A 19259-nucleotide genomic window follows, 5' to 3' on the forward strand; every position below is an offset into this window, starting at 1 on the left:
GCGTAGCCGAAAAAATTTGCGGTCTCTCCGTCGGCGCTACCGTGCCGACACTTATGTTTGGATCACGGTCGCAGCTCACGTATCTGCCAGCATCGTGATCGATCATATTGAGTCAAGTCGCACGCCTAATCGTTTCGATTGGCTAGAACGTCTCCGGAACGACCGCCCATCCGAACCTGTTTGAATTGCCCGGAGGGCGAGTTCTAGCAAGGGGACAGTCCCTCTCCTTCGGCTTGTCGGACGTCAGTAAAAGTCGCGGCAGATCAGCGGGTCCGTTACCGGCCGAAGCTCCGACCGGACGGCTACGGACGCGTTCTCTTCAACCGCCCTCGGCCAGGTTCACGACAAAGCCCTGAATTTCGAGGGCCCGGTCGGCCGTGCCGGCAAGCACTTCGCTGAGTGCCTCAAGTTGCTGTTTGACCTGCTCGATCCCGTCGAGCAGGTTCTGAGCGCCGATTGCTTCGGCAACGCCGGCGATTTCTTCGGTTACGGATCATGATCGATGCGAACCTTCGCGCAGCTTCAGCATCCGCGCCAGGCGCGGACCACAGTGGCCGCACCGCCCGTTGCCGGCAGCCCGAAATCCGCAGGATCACCATCACATCGGCGGCAGGGCCGCCATCTCGACCAGCTTCTCGGGCGAACTCGGCACCCGCAGGTGCCGGCCCTCGTCCCGCATCGCATTCAGCAGGTCGAAGCCCCGATCAGCAGAAATCTCGTCCATCTGGACGGCCATCCCGATCAGGTGCCGGGTCTCGTACGCCTCCAGCTTTTGGCTCCGCGCGTAGTCAATGGAGTCGCGATCGTCCGACACCCACCAGGACCCGGAAAACTCTTCGGAGTGCTTCAGCAGGTAGCACGTCTGCGCCTCTCCGAGGTGCTGCCTCGCGTGCTTGCTCGTACCACCGAAGACTGCCCGGCGGATCCGTTCGATGCCTTGCAGATCCTGGCGGTCGGTGATCTCGATGGGCGACCCGAGCCAGCCGTCGAACGGCAGGCTCACGAGGTCGGGCCAATAGGCGCTCGACTTCTGGGCCTCGCGGGCGACGGCGTCGGTCCATCGCCCCTTGCCCGAAAGTACTTTCCGCAGCAATGAGAGCTGGTGGACCGCAGCAAAGTTACAAAGGACGGTGTTGTCCGGGAACACGAAGCTCGACACGGCCGACCAGTCCACCTTTAGTGGGATTCGAGTGATTCCCGAAGGCTATCAACCTCGACTCCAAGGAGTGCCGCATAGGGACGCAACGTGGCCTCGCCGCTCTCGTAGGCCCGGTAGGCATCGCGGCACAGCAATCCTGGCGGCCGGGGACGGCTGGACCTGGCCACCAGATCGGCATACACGTCGCCCCGGCCGGCCATAGCGGCTGCTCGCGCGCTGCTCAGCTTTCTGAACCGGTCACAGACGCCGGCATCGATCAGCCGAAGATCTTTCAGCCGAAGCGCCAGGCTGCTAGGCGAAACCGCCAGCTCATCAGCCAGCCGCGCGAAGTCCGGCTCGTCGATCCCGGTGCCCCCGACGGCTTCCCGCAGCCGCGCTGACGGCATCAGGAGTGCAGCGGCGAACGCATTGGCCAGCCGCTCGCTCTCGTCCAGCCGGTACTTGGCGTTGTAGACATTCGCATCGATGTGAATCTGCTGATCGTCTCCGTTGAGGAGGTGACCCAGCTCGTGCGCGATCGTGAAACGCTGCCGGGCCGGCATCTGCGAGGTGCCGACCAGGATCAGCTTGGCCTCGTCGCTGGACACCGACAGACCGTCGAAGTCCTGCCCCAACGCACAGACCGTGACGTCCACACCGAAGGCGGCCTCCACCACCTCGGCAAGCTCTGGCTCGGAGACCGACCGTCCCACTTCCGTGATGCGCGCCCGTGCCGCGGCCGCCCGTTCTTCTGCGGAGCCCTGCCGAAGCCCACTAAGGTCGGGTTCGTGCCATGGCTGCCCGAACCCCAGGAAGGCCATGTCCGATCGCATCGTGCTGAGCCGCTGCGCCTCCTCCAGCGCCACGGCGGCGGTGCCCCCGGTGGAACGGGCAGCAACGGCCAGCTCCGGCTCCGTGCCGGTGATCAGCCAATCGACCGTGACCCCACACAGCTCCGACACCTCCGCCAGGTCCAGCGAGCTGAACCTCCGGCTCCCGCTGAGCGACTTCGAAAGCTTCGTCGCGTCAAGGCCGATGCGCTCGGCGAAGACCCGATGCGTCAGGCCCGAGGCGGCGATGAGCTCACGCACCCGGTCAGCTGTGGTCGACATGCAACACACCCTATGGATCGGTTGCGATAATCGCAACGGAAGTGCAGCATAAGTGACCCGATGAGGTGCAGAACCACCCCGTCGATGTTCTGAGGAGTGTGTGTGACAGCGCAATCGGTGGGCCCGGACCAGCGACGAGGCCTACCGCCGCTGCCGGAGCCGGGCCAGGTCGTCGAGGTCCGGGGCGGGAGCTGGGCCGTAGCCGATGTGCGCCAGCAAGGTCTGCCACGCAGTCCCGCTGACGAGACGGTCGCCGGCCTGAGCCATGTCGTGCGCCTGCAATCCCTGGACGAAGACCGCCTCGGCGAGGAGCTCTCCGTCGTCTGGGAGCTGGAACTCGGCCACACGGTCGCTCCGGACCAGGGGCTGCCCGAAACCATCGCCCCTGAGACGTTCGACGACCCGAACGTCCTCGCCGCCTTTGTCGACGCGGTGCGCTGGGGTGCCGTCACTTCCGCCGACACCAACTCGTACCAGGCCCCGTTCCGCAGTGGCGCCAATGTCGAGGCCTACCAGCTCGAGCCACTGAGCCGGGCACTCAGCGCGCCGCGCACGAACCTGCTGCTCGCCGACGACGTCGGCCTGGGCAAGACCATCGAAGCCGGCCTGGTCGTGCAGGAGTTGCTCCTGCGCCACCGCGCCCGCTCGGTCCTCATCCTGTGCCCACCCAGCCTCGCGGTGAAGTGGCAGGACGAGATGCGCGAGAAGTTCGGACTCGACTTCGTCATCGTGAACAGCGAACTGATGGCCCAGATCCGCCGCTCGCACGGCCTGAACGCCAATCCCTTCCTGCTGTTCCCCCGCACCATCATCAGCCTGGCCTGGCTGCCCACAGCCCGGGCACAGCGCCTGATGCGGACAGCGTTCGCCCAGACCCGCGAGGCCAACACCGCACGCCGCTACGCCTTCGACATCCTGGTCGTGGACGAGGCCCATCACGTCGCCCCGTCCAGCCCGAGCGCGGTCGGCGGGGGGCGCGGGTACGCCATCGACAGCCAGCGCACCATCGCCACACGCGCGCTCGCCGAGCACTGCGAGCACCGACTGTTCCTCAGCGCGACCCCGCACAACGGTCATCCGGAGTCGTTCACCGCGCTCCTGGAAATGATTGACAACCGACGCTTCACGCGAGGTGCGGTGCTCGACGAGAAGGCGCTGCGCGACGTCACCGTGCGGCGTCTCAAGAGTGAACTCACCGACAAGGACTTCAAGCAGCGCGAGTTGAAGACGCTCCCGTTCGATCCGGCCCCCGACGAACAGCGAGCCTTCGCCGAGCTGGACCGGATCCTGACGGCCAGCGCCCAGCAGTCCGGTCGCAAGGGATCGAGCGCCGACATCGTGGCCCTGCTGCTGAAGAAGCGCTTCTTCTCCAGCCCCTGGTCGTTCGCGCGCACCCTGGAGCTGTACCAGCGCGCCGCTCCCGGAGGCGGCCTGCCCGACCTCGACGAGGACAACGACGAGATCTATCAGGAGACGCTCGGCTCGCTCCAGTCCGACGAGGAGGAGGGTGAGGCCGACCAGCCCGAGTTCAGTGTGCTGCGGCACAGCAAGAAGTCCGATCCCCTCGCCGCCGCCACCACCGCGCAGCTCGAGGCCCTGGTGTCGTGGGGCCGCGAGTACGAGCACCGACCGGACTCCCGGCTCAGTGCGCTGCTGACATGGCTGGACTCCCAGTGCCGCCCCGATGGCAAGCTCTGGACGAACAACCGTGTGGTGATCTTCACCGAGTATGCGGCCACCCTGGAGTGGATCAAGAACGTCTTGGAGCAGAAGGGCTACCTGGGCCATCTCGACGTGATCCAGGGCTCGACCCCCCTCGACGAACGCGAAGACATCCGCGCGCGTTTCACCGAACCGCCCGAGCGCAACGATCTGCGAGTCCTGATCGCCACCGACTCGGCCGGCGAAGGCATCGATCTCCAGCTCTACTGCCACCTGCTGGTCAACTTCGACATCCCGTTCAACCCTTCGCGGCTGGAGCAGCGCATCGGCCGCATCGACCGCTACAACCAGCCGCACCGTCCTGAGATCTACAACTTCAAACCGAGCACGACGTCCGAGACCTATTCCGCCGACCTGGAATTCATGGACCGCATCGCCAAGAAGGTGGCCACCGTCGCCCAGGACCTCGGCTCGGTCAACCAGGTCATCGACGTTCAGCTGCGTCACCACTTCGGTTCGGCCGCCACCCGCAAGGCCAAGGCCAAGAACCAGCCGCTCGACGACGGCAACGCGATCATCGCCCGCAGCCTGGCCGGTGGCTCCACGCTCAACGCCAAGCTCACCGAACTGTCCCGCAGCTACGACCAGCGCAAGGTCGACATGCACCTCACCCCGGCGAATGCCCGGCGCGTGATCGACACCGCGCTCACCCTGGCTGCCCAGCCCCCGCTGATCCCGGTCGGCAGTGAGCGCACCGACGCCCCGGTTTTCCAGATCCCCGCCCTCGGTGCCGGCTGGCAACCTGCCCTGGCCGGGCTCGACACCCGCCGCACGCCGGGCGTCTGGCGTCACATCACCTTCGACGCCGACGCCGCCAAGGCCGACATCGACCTGGTCCACATCCATCTCGGTCACGCCCTGATGCAGAAAGCGACCCGTCTGCTGCGTGGCAGCCTGTTCAGCTCCGACACCTCCGTGCACCGCGTAACCGCAGTGACCGTCCCGGATCTCACGGAATCCTGCGTGGCCGTCGTCTCCCGCCTGGTCCTGGTCGGCCGCGGGGGCCTTCGCCTGCACGAGGAGGTCTTCCTCACCGGCGTGCGCCTGCGTGGTGGACGGATCGCCGAGGACAAGGTGGAGGCGCTGCTCGACACGTCCCTGGACGGCGACGAGCTCGAACCGGTCACCGACCGGTTGCGCGCCAACCTCACCGAGCAGTGGAACGCCGAGAACTCACGCATGCGAACGCAGTTGCTCGACGCGATGGAGGCCCGGGCCGCCACCAAGCAGAAGAACGTGCAGAAGCAGCTCGAGGCCCGCCATCAGTCCGACGTGAAGCGCGCCCACGAAATCTTCGCGGCGTTCCGGGTCAATCTCGACGAATCGCAGAAGGATCTGCGCAAGAAGTTCGACGAGATGCTGCTCACCCCCGACGAGCAGGCCCAGATGCGCCGCAACCTCCGCGTCATGGACGACCGGCTGGAGTCCCTCGCCGACGAGGAGCAGCGCGAGATCGCCGCCCTGCACGACCGGTACGCCGACGTTCGTCCCCACGTCTCGGCCGCAGCCGTCGTCTTCGCCCTGACGGCCACGGACGCCGCACGTCTGGAGCAGCAGTGATGAACCGCCCCCGCACCTCCGCCCGCACCGGTAGCGACCTGCACCGGGCCTGGCTGCAACTGGTCGACACCGACGGGCCGTTCCTCTCCGTGCCGGCCCTGAAAAGGGTCTGGCCGCAGGGCATGCCGACACTCGACCCAGAGATCCGAGACCGGATCCGCGACGCTAAGCCGGCGTTCGAGAACGCCTGGGACAGGTGGAACACCCACCACGACGACGCGGGCGCGCTCGACACCTTCCGGGCTGAGCGGGACATCTGGGTCGACACCGTGATCCGCGATGTGCTCGGCTGGGGCGACCTCTACACCACTCAGCTGTCAGGGACCGAGTTCACGGACGCCGCCGGCGGGGTCGGGTCTCAGAACAACAGTGTTCGGGTGGTTCCGTCGGGAGCGTTGGCCCGCAACGGCCAGATCGGTGCCCTCGTCCTCGTCATCGATCCGGTGGATTCACTGCGCGACTCACTCAGCGACGGCTGGGCCAACTCCCCCGTCGACCGGATGGAGATGCTGCTGAAGAAGGCAGACGTCCCCATCGGCCTGGTCACCGACGGCCGCTGGTGGGCTCTGGTCAGCGGCATCCGCGAAGCGGCGATCACCGCGTCCGGCATCGTCAACTCCGAGGACTGGATCTCCGAACCGGCCACCACCGCCGCGTTCGTCGAACTGCTCCAGCGTAAATACCTGGTGGGCAAGTCAGCTCAGCGTCTGGCGCTGGTGTTCAAGGATTCGGTCGCCGCGGCCGAGGAGATCACCGAGGCCCTCGGCGTGCAGGTGCGCCGGGCCGTGGAGCTTCTGGTGCAGTCCCTTTCGGAATCGGCTGTCACCACCCGGCACAGCGGCCAGCCCGACCCGCTGCCGGACGACCGGGCACAGGTGTACGAGGCCGCGGTCACGGTCATGATGCGCGTGGTGTTCCTGCTCTTCGCCGAGGAACGGAACCTGCTGCCGCAGAGCGAGCTGTTCACCAACGGTTACGGTGTCAGCCGCGAACTCGACTCACTCGACCAGCGCGCCCGCGACGAGCACACCGAGTCACTCGACTCCACGCACCTGACCTGGCACCGCCTCCTCGCCACCTCGCTGGCTCTGTACGAGGGCGCCTCGTTCGAAGACATGCGCATGCCCGCATACGGCGGCTCGCTGTTCGATCCTTACCGTTTCCCGTTCCTGGCCCAGCGCAACGCCCACGGCAGCCTGGCCGTGGCGGTCAGCGACCGGGTGATGCTCGAGGTACTCCGCGCTGTGCAGATGGCCCAGCTGAAGGGGCAGCCCGCCCAGCGCATCTCGTTCCGCGAGATCGACGTCGAGCAGATCGGCTACATCTACGAGGGTCTGCTCGGCTACTCGTGCGAGGCCGTCGACGAGGTGATCGTGGGCCTCATCGGCAGCCCGGGCGCCGAACCCGAGATCCCCCTGTCCGAGCTGGAAGCTCTGGCCGAGAAACACGCCACCCCGGAGAAACTCGCCACTGCCCTGCTCGCCTCGCTCAAGGCCGGCCAGCCCGCTGCCAAGCCACCCACGAAGGCCGCCCTGGCCAAGGGTTTCAAGGCGGCCGAGACCGTCGAAGACACCGACCGCGCTCTTCGTTCCATCAGTGACGACGAAAACCTGCGCGCCCGGCTCCAGCCGTTCATCGGCGTGATCCGCCGTGACCTGCGCAACCGCCCCACCGTGTTCCAGCCCGGCGGGCTCGTCGTGATCGAGACCCCGTCACGTTCGTCGGCCGGCGCCCACTACACCCCACGGCGCCTCGCCGAGGATGTCGTCGAATATGCTCTGGAACCGCTGGTCTACCGCCCGGGCCCACACCAGACCGACGACCGCTCGCAGTGGGTACTGATCCCCCACTACGAGATCACCAATCTCAAGATCGCCGATATTGCCTGCGGTTCAGGAGCCTTCCTGGTCGCCGCGGCTCGCCGGCTGGGTAGCTACCTGCAAGAGGCCTGGCTCGCCCGGGGCATCGTGCACGGCGAGGCCCGCGACCAGGAGATCCACGCCATCCGCACCGTGGTCGCGCAGTGCCTGTACGGCGCCGACATCAACGCGATGGCCGTGGAGATGTGCAAGCTCTCGCTCTGGCTGGTCTCGCTCGACCCCAAGCTGCCGTTCTCGTTTGTGGACGACAAGGTGTTCCATGGCAATTCACTGCTCGGCCTGACCGACGTGCGGCAGCTGACGAAGATGCACATCGACCCCGAGGCAATCATCCAAGACACCCTGGGCATCGACACCCAGAGCGGCAGCGCCCACCTGCCGGTCGACATCAACCACGTGCTCGCCCAGGCGGTGCACCTGCGTGAAGCCCTGGCCTCCGAGATCAACAACACCGACCCGCACCGCTCGGCTGAGGCCAAGCGCGGCATGTGGCGCGACTACCAGAAACACACCGCCCAGCTGGCCGAAGCCGCAGACGGCGTGATCGCGGCGGGGCTCCGGCTCGGCGGCAAACCCGGCAAGCAGCTCGATCAGGCCTACGAGAACCTTCGTACGGCAGCAACGCTCGCCTACCAGACCATCGGCACACCGAACCGGAGCATGCTGGAGGGCATTCTCGAAGCCGGCCTGACGCCCACCGTCACCACCGACTACGCCCGATGGAAGCCCCTGCACTGGATCCTGGCCGTGCCCGATGTGCTCCAGCCGAACCGGGGCGGGTTCGATGCGGTGGTGGGCAATCCGCCATTCCTCGGCGGTAAGAAGATTTCAGGCTACGCTGGCTCGAACCTTCGGGAATGGCTCGTCAACCAGCTGGCGGGCGATGCCAAGGGTAACGCCGACCTCGTGGCCTACTTCTTCCTCCGCGCGCAGCGCCTGCTCAACCCCCGCGGAACGATCGGCCTCATCGCCACCAACACGCTGGCTCAGGGCGACACCCGCGAGGTCGGCCTCGACCAGATGGTCCAGAACGGCTTCACCATCACCCGGGCCGTGCAGAGCAAGTCCTGGCCAGCCGCCAGCGCTAATCTCGAGTACGCGGCGGTCTGGGGCACCGTAGCCACTGTCCCCGAAAGGGTTCTCCGCGTATGCGATGACATTTTGGTACGGAAAGTCTCGACTCTGCTGGAGCCGATGGGCCGGGTGGAAGGCCCTCCGAGGAGGCTCAATGAGAATCTTGGAATCGCCTTCATCGGCTGCTACGTACTCGGCAAGGGCTTCGTCCTGGATCCGTCGGAGGCCCGGGCCTGGATCGCCGACGATCCCCGCAACGTCGAAGTCCTATTTCCCTACTTGAACGGCGAGGACTTGAATTCTCGTCATGATTCTTCCCCTTCTCGTTGGGTGGTTGACTTTGCTGACTCCTCCATGGAGAAGGCAGCGAGATACACGCAACCTTTTAAGCACCTCTCGAATAGCGTCAAAGGCGAAAGAGCCACCAAGGCCAAAGCTGTCAGAGATTGGCCTTGGTGGCAGTTCTGGAGGGCCCGTCCCAAGCTGCGTAAGGCGCTGTCAGATCTCGACGAGGTCCTCGTCATCGCACTCGTCAGCAAGACCGTCATGCCGATGCGAGTTCCGTCAGACCAGGTCTTCAGTCACATGCTCGGTGTCTTCGCCACCTCATCCCACACCGACCAAGCCGTCCTCTCCTCCAGCCTTCACCAGACCTGGGCCATCAAGTACGGCTCCGGCATGCGAGCCGACCCCCGCTACACCCCCTCCGACGTCTTCGAGACCTTCCCCCGCCCCACACCGACCCCGACCTTGGACCAAATCGGCCGTACACTCGACACCGAGCGCCGCGAGATCATGCTCCGTCGCGACCTGGGCCTGACCAGGCTCTACAACCTGGTCAATGACCCCGATATCAGCAATTCCGATAAAGACGTGGCCCGGATGCGCGAGATCCACGTTGAGCTGGACGAGGCCGTGGTCGCGGCGTACGGCTGGGATGTTCCGCTGGATCACGGTTTTCACACCTACCGGCAGATGACCCGCTGGAGTCCCAGCCCTGCCGCGCGCGTGGAGCTGATGGATCTGCTGCTGGAAGAGAATCACCGCCGGGCGGCATTGCAGGGTGAGGCTCCCCCGCCCGCCGAAACGACCGATGAGAACGACGGGGACGAGTCATGACCAGCCCGACCACGAAGCGGCCGGCCGAGAAGGTCTACGACCTCTCGTTCGAGCCGGACGGCCGGGCGTACACCGCCCGGCAGAACCTGGCCGACATCTTCGAGCGGGAGCTGCTGGGGCCGGCCAACGGGCTGGAAGAGGTGCTCGACGGGTCGCCCGACGCCGCCTACCTGGTGGGCCGGATCGCGCCGACCGCCATCGAGCCCGGCACGTCCGATCCCACGGCGTCCGACGACGAGCTGGCTGCCACCGACGTCGGTGACGCTGTGGATGCCGAGGCCAGTCGCGGCGTCATCATGACGGCGGTGGACGACAGTTCGGCCTCTGCCGACGAGGACGAGGTGGACGACGTCCCGCAGCAGCGGGGGCTGATCATTCCGGCGTCCATGGGTCTGCGGTTCCAGGTACGCCAGGATCTGCCGTCGTTCATGGTGATGGCGTCGTGGGGCATTTACAACCCGGTCTCGGGGGATCGGGACGACCCGGAGTCGCGCAAGAAGACCAAGTACAAGCGCACTCCGGTCGACATCCCCTGCGTCGTCACGGTGGCCGATCTCAAGGCCGGCGAGACGAAGGACTACCCGCTCAAAGACGACGTGCTCCTGCGGATCGACCGTTACGACGACACCGAGCGCAATCGTCTGCTGATCGAGGTGGCCCTGTGCAACAACCAGGTGACGCCGCGGAAGATCCCGGTGAGTGCCTGGCTCTACCAGACGAAGCTCTACGTCTCGGCGGGCGACGATCCCGAATTCCTGCCCGTGCTCGATGTTCTGGACGACGATCGCTACGAGCCGGACACCGAGATCCGGCGGCTGAACCTTCAGTATCGTAACCGCCTGGAGTTCGCGATCGGGCGCACCTGTTCGGTGGACTGGAGCGTCGCCAAGGGTGCCCGCAAGGCGTCCAAGGTGTGGACGACGTGGCTGCCCACCAGCGAGACGCCGCAGACCCTGGCCCCTGACGTGCCAGGCACAACGCTCGATATGCTGAAGCTGGCCGATGCGTCGGCCGGCGACATCCAGGCCGGGCTGGCGCCGATCGCCGAGAAGTACTGGGATTGGCTGCAAGACCGCGACGAACAGGCCGCGCGGCTTCCCGACCACCTGCGTGAGGACGCCGACGAGCTGGTCAGGGAGGCCCGGAAGGTCTGGCAGCAGCTCCAGGACGGCCTGCATCATCTCGCCTCGGACGAAGAGGCGCTGCGCTGCTTCCGCTTCATGAACCAGGTGATGGCCGACCAGCGTATTCAGTCGCAGGTGGCGGCTCTTCGCACGAATCAGCCGGAGCTGGGCCTCGACGAGGCGCGCGCGCAGGTGCTCGCCCGGGGGCCGCGAGCGCACTCGTGGCGTATGTTCCAGCTGGCCTTCATCGTGATGCAGTTGCCGATGCTGACGGATCCGACGGCAGACCGGCGCTCGCACGACGAGCTGGCCAAGGCTCAGTTGCTGTTCTTCCCGACCGGTGGTGGTAAGACTGAGGCGTATCTGGGTCTGGCCGCTTACACGTTCGCGATCCGCCGGCGTCAGGGTGTGATTGCCTCTGCCGAGGGTGATCTCGACGGGATGTCGGGTATCGCAGTCGTCATGCGGTACACGTTGCGGCTGCTGACGGCTCAGCAGTTCCAGCGGGCGACGACGCTGATCTGCGCGGCTGAGAACGAGCGCCGGGATCATTCGGATGTGTGGGGTGAGGAGCCGTTCCGGATCGGGCTGTGGGTGGGGTCGGACGTCAGTCCCAAGCGGTACCAGGATGCGGCCACCCAGCTGAGCCAGTTCAACGAGGGCCGCACGCGTCGGCTGACGGTGTTGCAGATCCAGCGCTGCCCCTGGTGCGGCACGAAGATCGGTGGCGGTCAGGTCAAGGCCGACGACGTCACCCGCCGGATCCGGGTGTTCTGCGGTGAGGAGTTCGGCGAGTGCCCGTTCGCCCTGGGTGGTGACGCGGTGGACGGGCTGCCGATTCTGACCGTGGACGAGGAGATCTACCGGCTCACGCCGTCTTTCCTGATCGCGACCGTGGACAAGTTCGCGCGGCTGGCGCGTGAGGGTGAGGCGGCCGCGCTGTTCGGCTACGTCTCGCGGAGGTGTGACCGGCACGGGTACGTCCATCCGGACTACGACGGCTGCGACATCAAAGACGGCAACAAGCACCCGAAGTCCGGGAGCGTGCCGGCCGCGGCGGTGCACCCGGTGTCCCGGCTGCGCCCGCCGGACCTGATCATCCAGGACGAGTTGCATCTGATCACGGGTTCTTTGGGGACGACGGTCGGCCTGTTCGAAGTGGCCTTCGACATGCTCTGCTCGTGGCAGACCCCCGAAGGTGACCCCGTGCGTCCCCTGGTGGTCGCCTCCACCGCCACCGCCCGCAACGCGGTGGATCAGGTGCGGGCCCTGTACGGGCGCGGTACCACCGTGTTCCCGCCGCAGGTGATCGATGTGGGGCACACATTCTTCTCGCAGGAACAGCCGATCACCGAGAAGATGCCGGGCCGCCGGTACGTCGGGGTGAGCACGACCGGGGTCCGCCTGACCACGGCGGAGATCCGGGTGACCGAGATCCTGATGGCGGCCGGGCAGTTGCTGCTGGACCGTTCGGTGCACGAGAGCGGTGTGGACGCCGACCCGTATCTGACGCTCGTCGCGTACTTCAATGCGACCCGGGAGCTCGCGGGTATGGCCCGGTATCTCGGTGACGACGTGCAGACGCTGCTGGCCAAGGGACGTCCGTGGTCGGCTCTTCCGCGGCGCCGCGGAACGGATTTCGGGTCTCTGCACGTGGCCGAGCTGACGTCGCGGGTGTCGAGCGTCGACATCGGTACGACGCTCGACGAGATGGCCGTACCGTTCTCGTCGGAGCAGGACTCCACGGTGGCTCGCCGTCTGGCTGCCAGTGGGGAGCGGGTGCCGCCGAGGCGGAAGACCAATCCGTTCGACGCTGTTCTGGCTACCTCGATGCTCCAGGTCGGGGTGGATGTCACCCGGCTCGGGCTGATGCTCATGGTCGGGCAGCCGAAGAACACGGCCGAGTACATCCAGGCGTCGTCCCGGGTCGGCCGGGAGGCGGACCGGCCGGGTCTGGTGGTCAGTCTCGGGAACTGGGCCCGCCCGCGGGACCTGGCTCATTTCGAGCAGTTCCGTCACTACCACGAGACGTTCTACGCGCAGGTGGAAGCTCTGTCGGTCACGCCGTTCTCGCTGACCTCGATGGAACGAGGTCTCAGCGCTCTCCTGGTGAGCGCGGCCAGGGTGCGCGATGCGGCTGTTCCCCAGGGGCTTTCGCCGGAGCTGAAGGCCGGGCGGATCGACGACGAACGGCAGCGGGTCTGCGAGCTGATCGACGTTCTGGTGAGCCGGATCTGCAAGGCGTCGGGCGAGCCGGAGGCCCAGGTCGCCCGGCAGCAGTTGCTGAGCCGTCTGGACCAGTGGGAGAACCGCAAGACTGCCCTGGACGCCCGCAGCCAGGGGCTGGCCTACGAGAAGGTCGGCCGGAAGAACGATTACGGTGCTTTGCTGATCAGCGCGGAGAACGCGGCGGGGCTCCCGTCGTCCAGGGACGTGCCGCCGTTCCGGGTGCCGAACTCGATGCGTGAGGTGCAGCCCGAGATCAACCTGCTGGTCAGCCCCAACCCGGACAAGCTCTTCATGGAGCCGACACCGGGCACACCGCGCTGGCAGCCGCCCACCGAGGAGAACGACGCGTGACCGACAACCTGCTCGACCCGCTGGGCGATGCCGCTGCGCTGTCGGAGTCCGGGGCGAAGAAGAACTACGCCAAGGTGGGATCGGCCCGGCCGTCGTCCCTGCTGTACAACTACGGGCCGGGGGCGATCATGGACCTGCCCCAGTTCACGGTGATGCCGGCCGGGCTGGACGACTGGGACCGGATCTGGGCCCGCCGTGACGGCATCCCGCGCATTCATGCGCCGCGCCTTCAGGCGGCTGTGCGGACGCTGATGGGGACGGACCGGACCGAACTGCGGCCGTTTCCCTGGCAGGCCAAGAAGACGTTCATGTCGTCCGAAGGTAACGACCTGGGCGTCCCCTCCAGGGTTTTCCCGCAGTGGCTGCGCTGCACCGGATGTGACTTCCTGGCCCCGATCCCCCGGTTCTCGTACCGCAACACCCATCCGTACCGCACCGACGAGGCCTGCTTCGAGCATCACAACTGCCCGGGCCGCGCCGAGGAACGCGTGTCCAGGGACAAGACGCCGAACCGCAAGCGGCCCACCCGCACGGCGGTGCCGGCCCGCTACCTGCTGGCCTGCGTGGACGGGCACCTGGACGAATTTCCTTACGACGCCTGGGTACACCATTGGCAGAAATGCTCCAAGGACTCTCACCCGCGCCTGAAGATGCTGGACCGCACGTCCGGCAAGGGTGCTTCGGCCACCATCCTCTGCGCCTCCTGCGGGCAGAAGCGCCCGATGAACGAGGCTCAGGGTGAGGTCGGGCGCAGCAAGCTGCCCGGATGCCGGGGCCGGCACCCGCATCTGGATTCCTTCGATCCGGCTGGGTGCGGGAACGAGACGCAGCTGATGCTGGTCGGTGCGTCGAACCTGTGGTTCGCGTCCACCCAGGCGATCATCGTGATGCCCGAGTCGCAGGCCCGTGACGAGGAGGTCGCCGACCAGTTGCGGATCGATCTGCAAGACGGCCAGGAGCTCGACACCGACGCCGAGCTGCTGGAGTGGCTGACCGAGAACGGTGATCAGCCGAAGCTGTTGCGCGTCTCCCTCGGCAAGCGCCCGTCGACGGCCTTCTCCGACGCCGAGCTCGCCGCCGCCGTCAAGGTCCTCCTGGCGCCGCCTCCGCCGGAGTCCGAGCGCAAGCGCCGCAAGGAGAACTGGGACCCGATCGAGCTGCTCATCCCCGAGTGGCGTTACCTCCAGAAGGATCCGCTGGGTCGGCAGCACGACGGTTCGGACGCCGACAAGAGCGGGCTGGTCCTGTCCAGGCGTGAGCTGGATCCGCAGCTGCCGAAGCACTTCTCCCGGGTGCTGGCCGCCGAGAAGCTGCGTAAGGTGAACGCGCTGATCGGGTTCACCCGGATCGACGACATGGATCGTGTCGACGACCTGCCCAAGCGCCTGGTTCCGGTGACCCGCGCCGAGAAGCCCATGTGGACCGTCGCCACCGAGGACTTCGGGGAAGGCATCTTCCTTCAGCTCGACGAGTCCTGGGTGCGGGCCTGGGAGGCGCGGGTCAAGAAGTCCGACATCTGGGCCGCCCACGAAGCCGCGCACCGTCTCAATTTCGAGCGCAGGTTCTCCGAGACGGCCAAGAACGTCGACCATCTCGACCGGCTGCCCAAACCCCGGTACTGGCTGGTGCACACCCTGGCCCATGTGCTGATCCGCGAGATGGCCATGACGTCCGGGTACTCGGCCGCGAGCCTCAGCGAAAGGTTGTACGCCTGGGAAGAGGGAAGTGATCGTCCGGCCGCCGCCGGTCTGCTGATCTGCACGACGGCGGCCGACAGCGACGGCACGCTCGGCGGTCTCGTGCAGCTGAGCGAGCCGGCCAGGCTCCAGAAGATCGTCAAGGATGCTCTGCATCGGGCCGAACGATGCTCCTCCGACCCGGTCTGTGCGATGCGCACGCCGAAAGCCCCCGAGGACTTCCTGCACGGCGCGGCCTGCCACTGCTGCGCCATGGCCTCGGAGACGTCCTGCGAGCGCGCCAACCGATTTCTCGACCGGCGCTTCCTGATCGATCTCCCGGGCAACAACCTCGGCTTCTTCAGTCGTGCCTGACCATGCTCTGCGAGACCTGGGTGCCTTTCTCACCGGCACCGAGGCCGCTGTCCTGGCTGCCCGTTTCGCCGACGGTGACACTCTGACCGCTGCTCTGGGCAGTATCGGGGCGTCCCGGCGGGACCAGGTGCGTCACCTGCTCAGGGAGGCCGGGCTGGGGCCCGCGACCCGGGAGCGTACGTGCGAGGTTCTCCGCGCCATTGAAGGTGCGCGTTCGGACGTCCGTGATCTGGCGACCGTCTGGACGATGCCCGGCCATCTGTCCCAGGCCGGGCCACTGACCACCTCGGCCGCTCATCTGGTCGACGGGGCGCGGACCTCGGTGATGTGTTCGACATACAACTTCCAGCGCACGTCGGCTCTCTGGCCGGCCCTTCAGGACGCGGCCCGGCGCCCAGGCCTGGCTGTCACGGTCTACCTGGACACAGCAGCCGGCCGGAAGGGTTCTCGCACGCCCTCTCCCGAGGAGGTTGCCGTTCATCTGCGGCCGGCCCGGGTGCTGCGCACCAAGCCGTTCGGTGGTTCGCTCGTGCGCAACCACGCCAAGTTTCTCGTGGTCGATCACCGGTTTCTGCTGATCAGCAGCGCCAACTTCTCCCGCAGTGCCGAGTACGAGAACGTCGAGCTGGGTGTCCGGGTGGACGACGTGGCCCTGGCCGAGTCGGTCGAACGCGAAATGCAGCGGGTGGAAGGCGTTCTGTACGAGCCGGCCGGTTGATCTGGTTCAGGGTGGTTTTAGGCCTGAATGCAGACATTGGGTAACATCATCTGACGCTCCGCGCTGGCCTGCCGACAGGTACGGCCTTCCGATCTGCCAGGAGGAACGGTGCCGCACCTCGCCCTGACGAAGTCCTGCTGGCAGAACTTCGAGCAGCTCGAGAAGCCGGTCCGCAATGGTGTGCACAAGGCGATGGACAAGTTCCGTGAGCTCACCGTTCCTCAACTGCACGCCGACAAGGGTCTTCACCTCGAGCAGGTGAAGAATGCCGCCGACCCGCGTATGCGCACCATCCGGATCACCGACTTCTGGCGCGGTGTCGTCCTCGCTCCCGATCCGGACACGAAAGACGGCCAGGCCGGCACCTTCCTCCTGGTCGACGTGGTGCCCCACGACGAGGCCTACGCCAAGGCCAAGAAGCTGCTGTTCAGCGTGAACTCCGCGACGCTCGGGCTCGAGGTCCGCGACGTCACCGTGATCGACCAGCTCACCAAAAGCATGGAGATCATCGAGACACCCCCAGCACCCGACCGGACTCCCCCGCCTGTTCTTCCGCGGCTGTTCGCCGGCGTCAGTGACAACGACATGCAACGGCTCGGTGTCGACGAGCAGGTGCTGCAGGCGGTCCGCCTGCTCACCGAGCATTCCCAGCTGAGCACCTTCGGGCCGTTCTTTCCCGAGGACCAGTACGAAGTGCTCCAGCTGCTCTCCCTCGGCTTCAGCGTCGACGAGGTCTACCAGCAGGTGATCGTCACCCGCCGGCCGAGCGAACCGGTCAAGCCGGGCGAAAGCAGCCTGGAGAAGGCGATCGTCTCCACCCCGAACCGGGTCCGGGTGATCACCAGCTCCGACGAACTGCGCCAGGCCCTGGAGCAGCCACTCATCGCCTGGAAGACCTTCCTTCACGCGTCCCAGCGCAAGGTGGCCTATCACCCCCGGTTCAACGGCCCGGTGCAGGTTTCCGGAGGCCCCGGCACCGGGAAGACCGTCGTCGCACTGCACCGGGTGAAACACCTCCTCGACCGGTACCCCGGGCACCGGGTGCTGCTCACGACCTATACCAATGCGCTGGCCGACAGCCTCCAGGAGAACCTGCGGCTGGTGCTGGACGACGATGCCGAGCGCCTGGAGCGTGTCCATGTGTCCACGGTGAACCGCATGGCCGTGGCCCAGATCCGCAAACTGAAGAATGCCTCCCCCTCCCTGCTGGGTGACGAGGACGACCGGAAGATCTGGCGCCGCATCCGCAAGGACCTCGATCTGCCCTGGAGCGACCAGTTCCTCGTGCAGGAGTACCGGAATGTGGTCCTGGCCCAGCAGATCCGCACCCTCGACGCGTACCAGACGGCCGACCGGCCGGGGCGCGGTGCCGGGCTACGGCGTCAGAGTGCACAGCGTGAGCAGATCTGGGGCGCGATCGAGCGCTATCACGCCGAGACCGAGGCCGTCGGCACGATGACGCACACGGCAGCCTGCCAGGCCGCAGCCGACATCGCCTTCGGGCACCCCGGTATCGCCGTGCAGTACGACCACGTCGTGGTCGACGAGGCTCAGGACCTCCACCCGGCGCAGTGGCGATTCCTGCGGGCGGTCGCTCCCGAGGGACCGGACGATCTGTTCATCACCGGTGATCCCCACCAGAGGATCTACGATTCACAGACTTCCCTTTCAGCAGTCGGAATCAAGGTGACCGGCCGCAGCCGGCGACTGCGTATCAACTACCGCAGCACCGAGGAGATCCTGACCTGGTCGACCGGGATTCTCACCGGCGCCCCGATCAGCGACATGAGCGGCAACGGCCACGACTCGCTGACCGGATACCGGTCCCTGCTGCACGGCGCCCCGCCCGTCGTCACCGGCCACGGCACCGAAGCCGCTGAGATCGATGCTCTGGTGAAACAAGTGCTGACGTGGTGCGATGCCGGTATGGAAACGGCAGACATCGCTATCTGTAGTCGTTTTCGCATGCCTCTGCTCGACAAGGCGGCCAAGGCACTGGCCGACGCAGGCATCAAGAGTGTCAAGGTCGACAGCCGCCCAGGCCCCGGCGTCCCGGGTGTCCGGCTGGCCACCGCCCACGCGATGAAAGGCCTGGAGTTCCGGGCTGTCGCGGTGCTCGGCGTGACCGCGAAGTCGTTTCCGTTCGCGCCCGGCATCACCGCGGCCGACGTTGACCAGGTGCAGCACGACAGCGACATCCTGCGCGACCGCTGTCTGCTGTTCGTCGCCTGCACCAGGGCACGCGAAGCACTGGCGGTTTCGTGGAGTGGACCTGAGAGCAGCTTCATCACGCCGCTTCTCAGGAAACAATGACAGTAAGAGCGGTTCCGCCGGTCCTCCACCGACAGATCAGTGGCTATCATCACGACCCGTACCCTCAGGCATCCTTCAGGCAGCGCCTGCCAGATCGTCCCACCAAGCACCATACTGGTGAGGTGGACCTGCGTGACGCTGGAACGATGGCGCGAGATCTGTTGCAGAAGCATCATCTTGACGCTTGGACTTTCGGATTTGATCGAGCAAAGCGCCGGGCCGGGTGCTGCCATCATGGTCAGCACGTGATCAGCTTGAGCGCCCCCTTGACTGCCTTGCATTCAGAGCATCAGGTGCGCAACACGGTCCTGCACGAGATCGCTCACGCGCTCGTGGGCCCGCATCACGGTCACGACAGCGTCTGGAAGAGCCAGGCCATCGCCATTGGCGCCTCGCCGGAACGCTGCCTGCCAAATGACGCGCCGAAGCTTGCCGGCCGTTACACGGGCACATGCTCTCGCGGACACGAGTTTTCGGCGCACAAAAGGCCGACCCGGCCGAAGATCTGCACCATCTGCCCACCGGCGCTCGGTGTAGAACGGCTACTTACCTGGACACAGGGCGATGTATCGATCCGGATGCTGCCCAGCTACGTTACCCAGCTGGTGAAGCTCGCGGACGTCGGAGGCTCGGCAGCAGCCCGGGACCAATTGGAGATGGACTCCGCTCTCGGCGGAGGCCGTGATCAACCGCTGACTCGAGGCTCATGATGACGTCTCCTGCATGTGCTGTTGATGTCGCTGCCCAGCGTTCCACTCCGATGGATCCAGCGCGATGCTTTCAAGGCACTGGCGCGTCACCGGCCAGGAAGAAGACTGACCAGAAACCTCGAACGAGGCGACTTTCCTCTACCGTCCGGGGGTAAGTC

9 protein-coding genes are annotated in these 19259 nt (G+C 66.3%); 7 read left to right on the forward strand and 2 right to left on the reverse strand.

Translation table 11 applies throughout. The features are described 5' to 3' along the window. Positions 1–598 precede the first annotated feature (598 nt). Together KIH74_RS35390 and KIH74_RS35395 are read right to left on the reverse strand one after the other, a co-directional pair. On the reverse strand, positions 599–1174 hold the full coding sequence (locus tag KIH74_RS35390) for a hypothetical protein (RefSeq protein ID WP_214160824.1): 576 nt from the start codon (positions 1172–1174) through the stop codon (positions 599–601). 2 nt (positions 1175–1176) lie between these two features. Next, complete coding sequence (locus tag KIH74_RS35395; protein ID WP_214160825.1) at positions 1177–2250, reverse strand: helix-turn-helix domain-containing protein; 1074 nt, start codon at positions 2248–2250, stop codon at positions 1177–1179. A 102-nt stretch (positions 2251–2352) separates the two neighbouring features. On the opposite strand from KIH74_RS35395, the gene drmD reads away from it, so the two are divergent. The 7 genes from drmD to KIH74_RS35430 all read left to right on the forward strand — a co-directional run bounded on the left by drmD (position 2353) and on the right by KIH74_RS35430 (position 19101). Then, complete coding sequence (drmD, locus tag KIH74_RS35400; RefSeq protein ID WP_214160826.1) at positions 2353–5532, forward strand: DISARM system SNF2-like helicase DrmD; 3180 nt, start codon at positions 2353–2355, stop codon at positions 5530–5532. Next, positions 5532–9605, forward strand: coding sequence for an Eco57I restriction-modification methylase domain-containing protein (locus KIH74_RS35405; RefSeq protein ID WP_214160827.1), 4074 nt, complete (start codon positions 5532–5534; stop codon positions 9603–9605). Before drmD ends, KIH74_RS35405 begins: the two co-directional genes overlap by 1 nt. Further along, positions 9602–13309 (forward strand): DISARM system helicase DrmA, encoded by a 3708-nt coding sequence (drmA, locus tag KIH74_RS35410; RefSeq protein WP_214160828.1) that lies wholly within the window; start codon positions 9602–9604, stop codon positions 13307–13309. The genes KIH74_RS35405 and drmA overlap by 4 nt, the downstream gene beginning before the upstream one ends. Beyond that, complete coding sequence (drmB, locus tag KIH74_RS35415) at positions 13306–15360, forward strand: MrfA Zn-binding domain-containing protein (RefSeq protein WP_214160829.1); 2055 nt, start codon at positions 13306–13308, stop codon at positions 15358–15360. Before drmA ends, drmB begins: the two co-directional genes overlap by 4 nt. Then, complete coding sequence (gene drmC / locus KIH74_RS35420) at positions 15353–16078, forward strand: DISARM system phospholipase D-like protein DrmC (RefSeq protein ID WP_214160830.1); 726 nt, start codon at positions 15353–15355, stop codon at positions 16076–16078. Before drmB ends, drmC begins: the two co-directional genes overlap by 8 nt. Before the next feature lie 108 nt (positions 16079–16186). Then, positions 16187–18391 carry a UvrD-helicase domain-containing protein gene (locus KIH74_RS35425; RefSeq protein ID WP_214160831.1) on the forward strand — a complete coding sequence of 735 codons (2205 nt, stop codon included), beginning with the start codon at positions 16187–16189 and terminating at the stop codon, positions 18389–18391. A gap of 122 nt (positions 18392–18513) precedes the next feature. Continuing rightward, positions 18514–19101, forward strand: coding sequence for a SprT-like domain-containing protein (locus tag KIH74_RS35430; RefSeq protein WP_214160832.1), 588 nt, complete (start codon positions 18514–18516; stop codon positions 19099–19101). Positions 19102–19259 lie beyond the last annotated feature (158 nt).

It is taken from the genome of Kineosporia corallincola, from assembly GCF_018499875.1.
Taxonomy (GTDB): domain Bacteria; phylum Actinomycetota; class Actinomycetes; order Actinomycetales; family Kineosporiaceae; genus Kineosporia; species Kineosporia corallincola.